Consider the following 13599-nt stretch of genomic DNA (forward strand, 5'->3'; position numbering starts at 1 on the left):
GTCATTCGCTGCGACTGTCTGCCTCGGCTGACAGGCACCACCCGGTGCCCTGTCTGCGCAGTCACGTCCATGCCACGTCACGGGTTGCACCTGCCGGTGGCACATTCCTGAGCCCGGCGATACCCCTCCCTCACTTCTGCGCCCCCTCTCCATCGCCGGGCCCCTCTCAGGCGCCAATGCGGCCAGTCGAACCGGTCTGGCCATTCCGATGGAGTCTTTCATGCCCGAAATTCAAGGCGTTGGCCGCACGCTGACCCAGCTCGATTTCGTCCGTCTGTGCAAACTCAATGGCGGGTCCTTGCCCGACATTCTTGAAGCAGGCCCGGTGGTGGCCGATCTGGTCGATGCCCGCGAGGTACCACCGGATGTGGTGACCATGTATTCCCAGATCGAAATCCGGCAGCACGGCAGCGGTCAGGTCAGCAGGCTGACCCTGGTGTATCCGGCCGACGCGGAGCCGGTGGCCGGGTTCGTCTCGGTACTTTCGCCGGTGGGTGCGAGTCTGCTGGGTTTGCGGGTGGGTGATACGGCGACCTGGGACACCCCCCACGGCGAGGCGTGCTCTGCAGAGATCCTGGCCATCCTCTTTCAGCCGGAAGCCAGTGGTGACTACACCACCTGACAGAACACGCCCATGAAAAAAGCGGCCCACAGGCCGCTTTTCTGGTGTCTTGGCGGAGAAGGAGGGATTCGAACCCTCGATACAGGAGATCCTGTATGCCGGATTTCGAATCCGGTGCATTCGACCACTCTGCCACCTCTCCGCGTCGAAGCGTCAAATTGTAGCAGGTCCGGTCGCGGTCATTGCCCGCATGCCGACGGCTTGGCGGGGGTGCGACAATCGTGCTTCCGCATTACACCGCGCCAGTTCATCCATGCTCGTCGATACCCAGCCGGCCACGCACCAGCACGTGCCCGCTTCGCCCGAAGTTCGCGACGAATGGATCGACTCGCAGCTCATCGGTGTGCTGATGGACAACGCCAGCATGGCACTGCTGGCCGCGGTTCTGGTGATTCCAGGTCTCATCTTCATCCTCTGGGACCAGGTCGCGACTCCCTTGCTGCTGGGCTGGCTGGGGATGGCCCTGGTTGTTCTCTACGGGCGTTTCAAGCTGTTGGAGGTGTACCGCCTGCGTTATGACAGTGTGGAGGGCATGCAACGCCAGGCCTTCATGCGTCGCTACGTCTGGACCTGGGGTGCGGTGGGGGCGCTCTGGGCATTGCCGGTGGCCATGACCTACCTGCAGACCACTCTGCAGACGCAGTTCGTGGTGGGTTTGGCTCTCATGGGCTACGGCTTGTTGTCCCTCACCGCGTTCAGCGCCTGGGCGGGCGCCTTCCACGCCTACATCAACTCGCTGGTCGGTACGGTGATGATCAGTCTGCTTGGCGTGCAGTGGTGGCTGGGTGGTTCCCGTCAGGACTACCGCATGACCATGGTGCTGATGTTTCTGCTGCTGGTCTTCTGGTTTCTGTTGCGCATGGCGGGGCAGCGACTCAATCAGATCCACCGTTCCAGCTTCGAGCTTCAATTTTCCAACCAGGAGCTGATTGATTCGCTCACACGGCAGACCCAGGCTTCGTTGCGGGCGGTGGCCACCAAGAACCGCTTCCTGGCATCGGCGGCCCATGACCTGCGCCAGCCGGTGCACGCCCTGAGCCTGTATGCCGACTGGCTGGCCACCGAGCCCGAAATGGCCCGTGAGATTTCACCGCGCATCCTCCAGTCCACCCGGGCGATCAACGAGCTGTTCGACTCGCTGTTCGACCTCACCCGCATCGATGCGGGCAACTACAAGGTGCGACTGCAGAATGTCGATGTGACACAGCTGTTTGCCGACCTGGCCCTGCAGTACGAGCCCATTGCCGCAGGCAAATCGCTGAAGCTGAGGACGCATGCACGTCCGGCGGTGATCTGGGCAGACCCGGTGGTGCTGCGGCGCATCCTGGGCAACCTGCTGTCCAATGCCATCAAGCACACGCAACGGGGCGGCATCCTGCTGGCCCTGCGTCAGCGTCCCGACATGCTGGTGCTGGAGGTCTGGGACACCGGGGTGGGCATTGCCCGTGAGCATCAGCAGGCGATCTTCCAGGAGTTTTTCCGGGTCTCTCAGCACCAGGGGACGGAAGACAGCCTGGGCCTGGGGCTGACCATCGTCTCCAAGCTGGCGACGCTCATGGGCTACCAGCTGGCTCTGCGCTCGGAGCCGGGACGCGGCAGCGTGTTCCGCGTCATGTTGCCTGCCTACACGCAAAACAGCGTCAGCGAACCGCTGACGCCCCATGTGTTGCTGAGTTCGCAGCTGATGGAGCTGCGCTGAGCCGATCGGCTCAGTAGTCCAGCAGGCCGGCGGTGCGGGCCAGGTGGCTCGCCTGAGAGCGGCTCTTGACGTTCAGGCGACGGAACAGGCGCCACAGGTGAACCTTGACCGTGTGTTCGCTGATTTGTAGTTGCTCAGCGATGTCTCGGTTGGAGAGACCGCGGTCGAGCATCACCAGCAGTTGCTTCTGCCGTTTGGACAGCTTTTCGGGAATGGTGGGGGCATTCTCGTCCTCGGGCTCGTCCGAGAGGAACTCGCGCAGCACCTTGCCGATCTGGGCGGCTCCGGCCGACTTCTCCACGTAGGCGTCGGCACCCGCTTCGCGGGCCAGATCTTCGTAGTCGGAGGCTGGGGAGGCCGACAACACGATCAACGACGTATCCGGCAGCATCTGACGGATCTCGCGCACACCGGACACGCCGTTGGTGTCGGGCAGCTTGAGGTCCAGACACACCAATTCCGGCTCGCCATGCTCTGCGATCGCCTTGCTCACCGAGGCCAGGCGCTCAAGTTCGACCACCTGGGTCGACGCGCGAAGACGACGCAACAGCATCACAACAGCTTCGCGCATCAGGGGGTGGTCATCGATGACAAAAATACTCATGGCGATCGCTATATTGGCAGGAATGTTAGAAGGATAGTCCCTAAGCCGCGTCTTGGCGATACTGAAAAGTACCGGCCGGCAAACTTTCTTTTAATGGATATCGGCAAAACCCGTTCCGACTTGAACCTTCGTGGTTCTTGCGCGAGCATATCCCGAAAACCGTGCGGCAGTTCTCACATTTCAGGCATCCGGCGCCAGTTGAGCCAAGGCGTCGGCGATGACCGACCGGTCTGCAGCCAGTTCAATGGATTTGGCCAGCGCCGCCAGCGCGGAGACTCCCTCTTGCTGCAGGCGCCCGATGTGCTGCGCTGCCTCGCGGGGATTGGCGAAACCCTGGCTCTGCAGCAGCAGCTCTCCACGGGCGTCGGTCAGCTTGAAGTAGAAAAGACCGTCTTTCTCGCGGTACTGCTTGAACGCCGGTTTGGCGATCTTGCCCGCCCTGGCGTCCTGAGCCGGTGCGGCCAGCTGGTGCAGCGGGCGCAGTCCAACCGCATGGCGCAGGCGTGCCGTGAATGGCGTGGCAATGGCGCGGGCCTTGACCGCGCCGATCTTCAGAATGGCTTCGATGCGGGCAGGATCGCGCACCAGCTCGTCATACACCACCCGCATGGGGGCAATCTCCCGGTCCAGCCGCTCGAACAGGCGTTCCTTGGCTTCTCCCCAGGCAATGCCGGCCGCAAAGGCCTTTGCCAGTTCGGCGGTTTCCTCGGCGCTGGCAAAGGCCTGGTACAGCTGGAACAGCGCCGAGCCTTCGGTGTCCTTGGGTTCGCCCGGTGCCCGGGAGTCGGTCACGATGCCCATGATGAGTTTGCGCAACTGCTCGCGTGGCACGAACAGCGGGATCGTGTTGTCGTAGCTCTTGCTCATCTTGCGCCCGTCCAGGCCGGGCAGGGTGGCCACGTGCTCCTCGATCACCACCTCGGGCAGGGTGAAGTGCTCGCCGTACAGATGGTTGAAGCTGGACGCCATGTCCCGCGCCATCTCGATGTGCTGGATCTGGTCACGGCCCACCGGCACCTGGTGGGCATTGAACATCAGGATGTCGGCGGCCATCAGCACCGGGTACATGAACAGGCCGGCCGTCACGCCGTGGTCGGGTTCCTCACCCGCAGCCGTGTTCTTGTCCACCGAGGCCTTGTAGGCGTGGGCCCGGTTGAGCAGCCCCTTGCCGGTCACGCAGGTCAGGAACCAGGTCAGTTCTGGGATCTCCGGAATGTCGGATTGCCGGTAGAAGGTGACCTTGTCCGGATCGAGCCCGCACGCCAGCCAGGTGGCGGCAATCTCCAGGGTCGAGCGCTGCACCCGGGCCGGATCACCACCGGTCTTGATCAGCGCGTGGTAGTCGGCCAGGAAATAGAAGTTCTCGGTATCGGGCTGACGGCTGGCTCGCACCGTGGGGCGGATGGCGCCCACGTAGTTGCCCAGATGGGGGGTGCCGGACGTGGTGATGCCGGTCAGGACGCGGGTTGTCATGGGAAGGCTCAGAAAAGGATCAGGCGCAGGGGGGTGAGCAGAAGCTCGATGGCTTCACTGGTGAGCATCATCAGGGGCCGCATCCACAGGGTGCTGACCACCCCGGTGATGACCAGGGCCATCACGACGAAGAAGCCCCAGGGCTCGACGCGGGAAAGCATCGAGGCCTGTTTCCAGGGCAGGACGCCCACCAGAATGCGGCCACCGTCCAGCGGCGGCAGAGGGAACAGGTTGAAGGCGAACATCACCAGGTTGACCAGCAGACCCGCCTCGCACATGCGGGTGAAAAAGTCTTCGGTCACCCCGGTGGCCACCAGCACGTACAGCAGCACGGTCCAAGCCACCGCCTGCACCAGATTCGCACCGGGGCCGGCCAGCGCCACCCAGATCATGTCGCGCTTGGGGTTGCGCAGGCGGCTGAAGTTCACCGGCACCGGCTTGGCGTACCCGAACAGAAAGGCCCCCGATGTGGCGACATACAGCAGCAGCGGCATCAGGATGGTGCCGAAGGGGTCGATGTGCTTGATCGGGTTGAGGGTGATGCGACCCATCATCTCGGCTGTCCGGTCGCCATAGTGGCGCGCTGCATAGCCGTGCGCAGCCTCGTGCACGGTGATGGCAAACAGCACCGGGATGGCGTAGACCGCAACGGTCTGGATGATCTGGGCGAAATCCATGGCAGGCAGGCGAAAACCGCTATTGTCCCCGAAGCGGGGCAGCCTCGAGGCGCAATCTCAAAGACCCAGCGCCGCCAGCGGGCCCTGGCCTTCGCGCACCACTTCCGGATCCCCCCCGGTGCCCATCGGCGTCAGGTCGATCACGGTGGTGGGCTCCAGCGAGCAGGCGCCCGCGTCGATGACCCCGTCCAGATCGCGTTCGAAGCGCTCGCGGATCTCGTGGGCGTCGTTCATGGGCGTCGTTTCCCCTGGTGGGATCAAGGTGGTGGCCAGCAGCGGCGCTCCGTGCTCGGCCAGCAGCGCCAGCAGCACGCCATGGTCAGGCACCCGCAGGCCGATGGTCTTGCGCGAAGGGTGGCTCACCCGCCGTGGCACTTCCTTGCTGGCCTCCAGGATGAAGGTGTAGGCACCCGGTGTGGCTTGCTTGAGCAGGCGGTACTGGCGGTTGTCGACCCGGGCGTAGCTGGCCAGTTCGCTCAGATCCCGGCACAGCAGGGTCAGGTGATGCCGGTCGTCCACCTGCCGGATCCGTCGCAGCCGGTCGGCAGCGGCCTTGTCATCCAGGTGGCAGACCAGGGCATAGCTGGAGTCGGTGGGTACCGCCAGCACCCCCCCTTTGGCCAGCAGCTGCACCGCCTGGCGCAGCAGCCTGGCCTGCGGATTGTTGGGGTGAATCTCGAAGAATTGCGACATGCTCAGGCGCTCCGTGGTGATGCTGCCGCCCGCGCGTTGATCCAGCTCGCGGTAACGCCGCAGGCCACGATCAGGGCCATGCCGGCCAGCTCGGTCGGCCCCGGCACATGGCCGAAGGCGACCCAGCCGCAAAGCATGGCGAAACCGATCTGCGCATACAGGTAGGGCGAGAGGGTGGATGCCGGTGCACGGGCAAAGGCCAGAATCAGCAGGAAGTGGCCCACCGTGCCCATCAGGCCGACCAGGCACAGCAGACCCAGCGTCTGCAGGTCCGGGATGGCCTGCCAGACCAGCGGCACCATGACCGTGGCCAGCAGGGCGCCAACCCAGCCGGTGTAGAAGTGCATGGTCATCGGGTCTTCGGTGCGCGCCATGCGGGCGGTCAGGATCTGGAACCACGCGTAAGTCAGCACCATCGCCAAGGGCAGCAGGCTCGCCCAGCCCAGCACACCGGCGCCAGGGCCGACCACCAGCAGCGCGCCACCAAAACCGCCCAGCACCAGCAGCCAGCGCAGCAGACTGACCTGCTCACGCAGGAACAGGGCCGCCAGCAGGGTCACCGCCAGCGGCGTGATCATCACCACCGCGGTGAACTCGCCCACCGGCATGTACTGGACGCTGACGAAGGACAGACCGCTGACGGTCAGCAACAGAAAGCCGCGCAAGGCCTGCCAGCGGGGGTGTTGCGTGTGCAGCAGACGGCGCCCCCGCACCGGCAGCATGACCGCAGTGACCGCCACCGCCTGGAAAAGGTAACGGAACCACACCGCCATCAGCACGGGCACAAAGGCCCCCACCACCTTGACGGCGGTGTCGAGCACGGCAAAGCAGGCCGTCGCGGCGATCAGGAACAGGATGCCGAGGGCCGCAGCGGGGGCTGCCTGAGGGCGGGAGACCGTCATCACTGCACCCGGGACTCGAGTGCTGTCCACACCGGGGTGACGTGTCCGGGCAGGTCGGGCAGTCGGCCCAGATCGCAGTGGCTCTCCTCGGGGCTGTGGAAATCGCTGCCCCGGGACGCCATCAGGTCGAACTCACGACAGAATTCGGCGTACTTGACGACATCGGCTTGACCGTGTGCACCGGTCACCACCTCGACCGCTTGCCCACCCAGGGCCTTGAACTCGGAGAACAGCGCGAACTCTTCATTGGTGCTCAGCTTGTAGCGACCCGGATGGGCAATCACGGCGACACCGCCGGCACCGGTGATCCAGCCCACCGCATCGCGCAGTGTCGCCCACTGGTGGGGCACGTAGCCGGGCTTGCCGTCGGCCAGGTACTTGCGGAAGACCTCGTAGGTGTCCTTGCAGTGTCCGGCCTCGACGATGTAGCGCGCAAAATGGGTTCGCGAGATCAGTTCCGGGTTGTCCACGAATTTCATGGCCCCCTCGAAGGCGCCAGGTATGCCGACGCGTGCCAGTTCGTCGCCCATTTCGCGGGCTCGCCGCTCGCGGCCCGACCGTGTGCGATGAAGTCCCTCGGCCAGCACAGAATCGCGATGATCGAAACCCAGGCCGACAATGTGCACCGTCACGCCGATGAAGGTCACCGAGATTTCGACGCCCGTCAGGCAGGGCAGGCCGGCGGCCCTTGCGGCCTGCAGCGCGCGCTCGGAACCACCGATCTCGTCATGGTCGGTCAGCGCCCAGAGACCGACCCCATTGGCCACGGCGCGCTGCGCCAGCGCCTCGGGCTCCAGCGTGCCGTCCGAGACGAGGGAGTGAGAGTGCAGGTCGGCGTTGAGCAGGTGGTCCACCGGCCCATTGTAGGTTCCTGTGGCTCATCCTGCCTTGTGCTCAGCCATCAGCCCGTGTTGCGAAGACCTGCCGCGATGCCGTTGATGGACAGATGGATGCCGCGGCGCACCTTCTCGTCGCGCTGCGGATCGCTCTCGCCGGCCCGGTAGCGGCGGATCAGTTCGACCTGCAGGTGGTGCAGCGGGTCGATGTAGGGGAAGCGGTGGCGCATCGAACGCTGCAGCGCCGCGTTGTCCACCAGGCGCTGCTTCTCGCCGGTGATCAGGGTCAGTGCCTCCGTGGTGCGGTGCCATTCGGCCTCGATGGCGGCGAACACCTTCTCGCGCAGCTTCTTCTCGGGCACCAGCTCGGCGTAGCGCGTGGCCAGGGCCAGGTCGCTCTTAGCCATGACCATGTCCATGTTCGACAGCAGGGTGCTGAAGAAAGGCCACTGCTTGAACATCTTCTGCAGCAGAGCTTTGCGCGCGGGCAGGCCCTTCGGTCCCTCGGCGTGCAGGAAGTCATGCACCGCCGAGCCGAAACCGTACCAGCCCGGCAGCGTCAGCCGGCACTGGCCCCAGCTGAAGCCCCAGGGGATGGCGCGCAGGTCCTCGATGCGCTGCGTGGCCTTGCGCGAGGCCGGGCGCGAGCCGATGTTGAGTTCGGCGATCTCGCGGATGGGCGTGGCGGCGAAGAAGTAGTCGGCAAAACGCGGCGTGTCGTACACCAGCGCGCGATAAGCGGCCATACTGGCGGCCGACAGGCTGGCGGCGGCTTCCAGAAAGGCCTTGGGCGCGTTGCGGGTGGGCTGCAGCAGGGTGGCTTCCAGCGTGGCAGCGACCAGGGTTTCCAGGTTGCGGCGGCCGATCTCCGGGTTGGCGTACTTGGAGCCGATCACCTCGCCCTGTTCGGTCAGGCGGATCTGGCCGCGCACCGTGCCGGGGGGCTGGGCCAGGATGGCCTGGTAGCTGGGGCCGCCGCCACGGCCCACGGTGCCGCCTCGGCCATGGAACATCCTCAAACGGATACCCCCACGCTCCACCGCTGCGCGGGTCGCTGCCCCCCGGGGGGGCGCGGTTTCAGCTTGGGGCGGCCCGGCGCTGAAACCCTCTGGGTGGTTTTCAGCATTGAGGCTATCGAACAGTTCCACCAGCGCGATCTCGGCGCGATAGAGCTCCCAGTTGCTGGTGAAGATGCCGCCGTCCTTGTTGCTGTCGGAGTAGCCGAGCATGATGTCCTGCTCGCTGTAGCCGCTGGCGGCGCCGCGCTGCACCATGGCCCGCACGCCGGGCAAGTCGTAGTAGGCGCGCATGATGGGCGCGGCGTTGCGCAGGTCTTCGATGGTCTCGAACAGCGGCACCACGACGAGGTCTGCGGTCGCGTCCTCGGCGAGCAGGCCGTGCATCAGACCCGTTTCCTTTTGCAGCAGCAGCACTTCCAGCAGGTCGCTCACCGTTTCGGTGTGGCTGATGATGGCGTGGCGAATGGCCTGGGCGCCAAAGGTCTCGCGCCCCCAGCGGGCGGTCTCGAAGATGGCCAGCTCGCTCTGCGTGTGCGCCGAATATGTGGCGCCGGGCACGCGCAAGGGGCGTGCATCGTTGAGCTGGCGCAGCAGCACGGCTCGCTTGGCATCTTCCGGCAAGGCGCTGTAGTCGGGTTCGATGCGGGCGGTGGCCAGCAGTTCGGCCACCACTTCTTCGTGCTTGTCCGAACTCTGGCGCAGGTCGACGGTGGCCAGGTGGAAGCCGAACACCTGCACCGCGCGGATCAGTGGCTTGAGTCGCTCACGCGCCAGCGGCGCACCGTGGTGTGCCAGCAGCGAGGTTTCGATGGTGCGCAGATCGGCCAGCAGTTCGTCGGCGCTGGCATAGGGGTCCTGCGGCGCGACGGCATGGCGCGCGGCCTCGCCGCCCGTGAGCTGCTGGAGCGTGGCGGCCAGGCGGGCGTACATGCCGGTCAGCGCACGGCGGTAGGGCTCGTCCTGCCGGTGGGCGTTGGTGTCGGGCGAGCGTTCGGCCAGCGCGCGCATGGCGGGCGTGACCTCGGTCAGGATGGCCGACATCGACAGTTCGCCACCGAGCAGGTGCAGCTGCGTGAGGTGGTGGCGCAGCACCATCTCGGCCTGGCTGCGCAGGGCCAGCTCCAGTGTAGGCGCGACCACGTTGGGGTTGCCGTCGCGGTCGCCGCCGATCCATTGGCCCATGCGCAGGAAGGGCGCAACGCCTGCGGCGGCGGCTTCGCCCAAGCCCTCTTCCAGATCGCGGTACAGGCGCGGAATCTCGGCCAGGAAGGTGGCCTGGTAGTAGCTCAGCGAGTTCTCGATCTCGTCGGCCACCGTCAGCTTGGTGAAGCGCAGCAGGCGGGTTTGCCACAGCTGGGTCACGCGGGCGCGGATCTGCAACTCGTTGTCGGCCAATTCGCGCGGCAGCAGGTGCTCGCGCTCGGCCAGCAGGCGGGCGATGGCGCGTTCGGCATCCAGAATGCTCTTGCGTTGCACCTCGGTCGGGTGGGCCGTGAGCACCGGCGAGATGTGGGCCTGCGCCAGGGTCTCCACGATGGCGACGGGCGCAATGCCGGCCTTGTGCAGACGCTGCAGCGTCATGGGCAGGCTGCCGGCCTGCAACTCGCCGGCGCGCTCATGCACGGCGCGGCGGCGGATGTGGTGCCGGTCCTCGGCCAGGTTGGCCAGGTGGCTGAAATAGGTGAAGGCGCGGATCACGCTGACTGTCTGCTCGCCCGAGAGACCCTTGAGCAGTTTCTTGAGCGCCTTGTCGGCCGACTCGTCGGCATGGCGGCGGAAGGCCACCGACAGCTGCCGGATCTGCTCGATCAGGTCGAACATGGCCGAGCCTTCCTGTTCGCGGATCACGTCGCCCAGAATCCGCCCCAGCAAGCGGATGTCCTCGACCAACGGGCGGTCCTTGTCGGTGGCAGGGTGCCGCTGGGACGGACGATTCAGGGCGCGGGACGGTGACGTGCTCATGGGCGGGTGTTGCTGAAAAAACGGGCAGCGGGCATGCTAGCATCCGAAAGCTGTCGGATCCCGGACGTCCCGTTACCAACCGGGTACGAAAACAACGCGCCGGGCTTGATCTTTTTTCACTTTCCCGCCGTGTCCCATTCAAATCCCGATACCCCGCTTTCGCTCACCATTGCCACGCGCGAAAGCCGCCTGGCGCTCTGGCAGGCCGAGCATGTCAAGGCCTTGCTCGAACAGCGCGGTCACAAGGTCACCTTGCTGGGCATGACCACCCGGGGTGACCAGATTCTGGACCGCACGCTCTCCAAGGTGGGTGGCAAGGGTCTGTTCGTCAAGGAACTGGAGGTCGCGCTGGAGGAAGGGCGGGCCGACATCGCGGTGCACTCCCTCAAGGATGTTCCCATGGAACTTCCCGCCGGATTCGAGCTGGCCTGCGTCATGGAACGCGAAGACCCGCGCGACGCCTGGGTGTCCCCGCTTTGCGCCGGTCTTGAGGCGCTCCCACCGGGCGCCGTGGTGGGTACCTCCAGTCTGCGCCGTGTGGTCCTGCTGCGTGAGGCGCTGGCCAGGATGGGGCGCGATGACGTGCGCATCGAGCCGCTGCGGGGCAACCTGGACACCCGATTGCGCAAGCTCGATGACGGGCAGTATCACGCCATCGTGCTGGCGGCCGCTGGCTTGAAACGGCTGGGCCTGGGCGAGCGCATCCGCAGCATTTTCGAGCCCGAGTCCTCGCTGCCTGCCGCAGGGCAGGGGGCCCTGGGCATCGAAATCCGCAGTGGGCGCCCTGACCTGGTGGCCGCCCTGGCGCCCCTGGTCCATCAGCCGACCTGGCTGTGTGTGGCCGCTGAGCGCATGGTGTCGCGCGCGCTGGGCGGCAGCTGCTCGGTGCCGTTGGCGGCACATGCCCGCTGGCAACCAGATGGCCGGCTGATGCTCGAGGCCGCCTGGGGAGATCCGGAAGGGCCGGCCGCCCTGCTGCGGGCCAGTGAGACGGTTGCCGTGCAGACACTGGACGAGGCCGAGGCGCTCGGCGAACGCGTGGCCTTGGCCCTTCGCGCCAAGGGTGCGCGGGTCGCGTCATCACAGGCCTGACGGATCAGGCTTCCATGAACCGGCCTGTCCTTCATGGCCTGTACATCACCCGGCCGGCGCAAGAGGCAGCAACCTGGGTGGCGTCGCTGGTGGATGCAGGCTGGCCCGCCATGGCCTTTCCGCTCATCGACATCGGCCCTCCCGCAGATCCGGTGTTGCTGGCCGCCCGGGATGCCATCCGACAGGAGGCCTACCGCTACGATGCCCTCATGTTCGTCAGTGGCGCCGCGGTCGTCCATTTTTTCGAGGGCCTTGACCGCCTGCCCTGGCGACCTGCAACGCGCTTCTGGGCCCCGGGGCCGGCCACGGGGCGTCGCCTCGTGGAGGCGCTGGCCTGGCACGGTGTGTCGCCTGACCGTGTGGACATGCCGGCTGCCGATGCCGACAACTACGATTCAGAATCCCTCTGGCCCGTGGTCCAGCCCATGGTCAGGTCAGGTACCCGGGTGCTGCTCGTCCGGGGACGTTCCCGGGGCGCCGATCCAGCCTCGGCGGGGGACATCCCGGGACAGGGCAGGAACTGGCTGATCGAGCGATGCCGCGAGGCTGGCGCCGTGGTCGAGGGCTGTGTGGCCTACGAGCGTGGTGTTCCCCGTTGGACCGAGGAGCGGGTGCGCCTGGCGAGTCAGGGAATGCGGCCCGGTCACGCCTGGCTGTTCAGCAGTTCCGAATCCATTGATCATCTCGCCAGGATGCCCGGTGCCGCCGACTGGCGTGAGGCCTGTGCGCTGGCGACCCATCCCCGGATTGCCGAGCGGGCGAGCCGGATCGGCTTCGGTTCGGTGGTCCGCCTGCGGCCGACCCTGCAGGACCTGCTCTCCGCTCTAGAATCAGGCTGGAGCCGCCCATGACCGAACCCACGTCGCCGTCCCCCGCATCCCCGCCGCCTGCGCACATCCCGGCCCATTCTGGTGTCGTTCCCGTTCACCGATGGACCGGGCTGGTCATCGGTGTCGTGGCCCTGGTTGCGCTGGCGGCCCTGGTGTCGGTCTTTCTGCTGTGGCAGCGCCTGGACATCACACAACAGGAGTTGGCCAGGCGCAGTCAGGACACCCTGGGCAAGGCCATCGAGGCCCGTACACTGTCCGAGCAGTCGGGTGCCCTTGTCGACTCGATTCAGGCGCGGCTGTCGGTGGCTGAGGTCAAGCTGTCCGAGGTCACTCTCCAGCGAAGCCAGCTCGAGGAACTGATGTTGTCGGTCTCCCGCTCCCGGGACGACAATCTGCTTCAGGACCTGGAGTCAGCCATCCGTCTGGCGCAGCAACAGGCCCAGCTGACCGGCAGTGCCCAGCCATTGATTGCTGCGCTGCAGGCGGCGGACCAGCGGATCGCCCGTGCCGCGCAACCGCGACTCAATCCCGTGCAGCGGGCCATTGCGCGTGACATCGAACGCATCCAGGGCGCGTCGACGGCCGACCTGCCTTCGTTGCTGGCGCGTTTTGATGACATTGCGCGCCAGGTGGACGACTGGCCGGTGCGCAATCAGGTCGGACCGTCTCTGGCGGCTGCCGACGGGGCATCCGAGGCGGTGAAGGGAAGCACCGGGTCAGCCGACGACGTGTCCGACGAACCTGCACCAGCCCCCGCTGCCGAGCCTTCAGCCGCAACCTCCCAGGCGACGGAGCAGGGTTGGTCAAGACTGGTGGCTGGATGGGACCGGTTTTGGCAGAGGGTGTGGTCCGACGTGACCCGTGAGGGGCGTGAACTGGTTCGTGTCAGTCGCATTGACGAGCCTGATGCCATGTTGCTTGCACCCGAGCAGGCCTACCTGCTCAAGGAAAACGTCAAGCTCAAGCTGCTCAATGCCCGGTTGGCCTTGCTGTCCCGTCAGGCCGCCGCGGTGCAGGCGGATCTGAAGGCGGTGGATGGGGCCATCGCCCGTTACTTCGACCCCCGTCATCCGCTGGTCGCACAGGCCCGAGATGAGGTCAAGGGCCTGCGTCAGCAACTGCTCTCGCTTGAACTGCCCCGTCCGGACGAAAGCCTGGCGGCACTTGTTGTGGCGGCAGGAGGTCGTTGA

The 13599-nt window shown here is 66.0% G+C and carries 12 protein-coding genes and 1 tRNA gene; 5 read left to right on the plus strand and 8 right to left on the minus strand.

All coding sequences use genetic code 11. The annotated features are described in order from the left end of the window. Positions 1-220 precede the first annotated feature (220 nt). Positions 221-622, plus strand: a complete 402-nt coding sequence (locus ACFQNJ_RS04730; RefSeq protein WP_382254308.1) for a GreA/GreB family elongation factor — start codon at positions 221-223, stop codon at positions 620-622. A gap of 50 nt (positions 623-672) precedes the next feature. Here ACFQNJ_RS04730 and ACFQNJ_RS04735 read toward each other — a convergent pair. Next, positions 673-764: transfer RNA gene (locus ACFQNJ_RS04735), tRNA-Ser, on the minus strand. Between the two features lie 111 nt (positions 765-875). Between ACFQNJ_RS04735 and ACFQNJ_RS04740 the strand changes: the two genes are divergently transcribed. Next, positions 876-2321 carry a sensor histidine kinase gene (locus tag ACFQNJ_RS04740; RefSeq protein ID WP_382254311.1) on the plus strand — a complete coding sequence of 482 codons (1446 nt, stop codon included), beginning with the start codon at positions 876-878 and terminating at the stop codon, positions 2319-2321. Positions 2322-2331: 10 nt separating this feature from the next. On the opposite strand, the gene ACFQNJ_RS04745 is transcribed toward ACFQNJ_RS04740, so the two are convergent. The 7 genes from ACFQNJ_RS04745 to ACFQNJ_RS04775 all read right to left on the minus strand — a co-directional run bounded on the left by ACFQNJ_RS04745 (position 2332) and on the right by ACFQNJ_RS04775 (position 10487). Further along, a complete protein-coding gene (locus ACFQNJ_RS04745) occupies positions 2332-2925 on the minus strand; it encodes a response regulator transcription factor (protein WP_382254314.1) in 594 nt (197 codons plus the stop codon). A gap of 180 nt (positions 2926-3105) precedes the next feature. Further along, positions 3106-4398 (minus strand): tryptophan--tRNA ligase, encoded by a 1293-nt coding sequence (locus ACFQNJ_RS04750; protein WP_382254317.1) that lies wholly within the window; start codon positions 4396-4398, stop codon positions 3106-3108. Positions 4399-4406: 8 nt separating this feature from the next. Beyond that, the gene (locus ACFQNJ_RS04755) at positions 4407-5075 is read right to left on the minus strand and encodes a site-2 protease family protein (protein WP_382254320.1); all 669 of its coding nucleotides are present in this window, start codon (positions 5073-5075) and stop codon (positions 4407-4409) included. Positions 5076-5132: 57 nt separating this feature from the next. Beyond that, positions 5133-5768, minus strand: coding sequence for an L-threonylcarbamoyladenylate synthase (locus tag ACFQNJ_RS04760; protein WP_382254322.1), 636 nt, complete (start codon positions 5766-5768; stop codon positions 5133-5135). Positions 5769-5770: 2 nt separating this feature from the next. Then, positions 5771-6670 (minus strand): DMT family transporter, encoded by a 900-nt coding sequence (locus ACFQNJ_RS04765; protein ID WP_382254325.1) that lies wholly within the window; start codon positions 6668-6670, stop codon positions 5771-5773. After that, positions 6670-7524, minus strand: a complete 855-nt coding sequence (locus ACFQNJ_RS04770) for a 3',5'-nucleoside bisphosphate phosphatase (RefSeq protein ID WP_382254328.1) — start codon at positions 7522-7524, stop codon at positions 6670-6672. Before ACFQNJ_RS04770 ends, ACFQNJ_RS04765 begins: the two co-directional genes overlap by 1 nt. Positions 7525-7571: 47 nt before the next feature. Further along, positions 7572-10487 carry a phosphoenolpyruvate carboxylase gene (locus tag ACFQNJ_RS04775; RefSeq protein WP_382254331.1) on the minus strand — a complete coding sequence of 972 codons (2916 nt, stop codon included), beginning with the start codon at positions 10485-10487 and terminating at the stop codon, positions 7572-7574. Positions 10488-10616: 129 nt separating this feature from the next. On the opposite strand from ACFQNJ_RS04775, the gene hemC reads away from it, so the two are divergent. From hemC to ACFQNJ_RS04790, 3 genes are read left to right on the plus strand one after another with little or no spacing between them, the layout of a single operon-like run. Then, positions 10617-11579 carry a hydroxymethylbilane synthase gene (gene hemC / locus ACFQNJ_RS04780; protein ID WP_382254333.1) on the plus strand — a complete coding sequence of 321 codons (963 nt, stop codon included), beginning with the start codon at positions 10617-10619 and terminating at the stop codon, positions 11577-11579. Positions 11580-11593: 14 nt separating this feature from the next. Next, positions 11594-12430: a uroporphyrinogen-III synthase gene (locus ACFQNJ_RS04785; protein WP_382254336.1), complete on the plus strand. Its 837-nt coding sequence runs from the start codon at positions 11594-11596 to the stop codon at positions 12428-12430. Further along, the gene (locus ACFQNJ_RS04790) at positions 12427-13599 is read left to right on the plus strand and encodes a uroporphyrinogen-III C-methyltransferase (RefSeq protein WP_382254339.1); all 1173 of its coding nucleotides are present in this window, start codon (positions 12427-12429) and stop codon (positions 13597-13599) included. The genes ACFQNJ_RS04785 and ACFQNJ_RS04790 overlap by 4 nt, the downstream gene beginning before the upstream one ends.

The sequence above is a fragment of the Hydrogenophaga bisanensis genome, assembly GCF_042665135.1.
GTDB lineage: Bacteria > Pseudomonadota > Gammaproteobacteria > Burkholderiales > Burkholderiaceae_C > Hydrogenophaga > Hydrogenophaga bisanensis.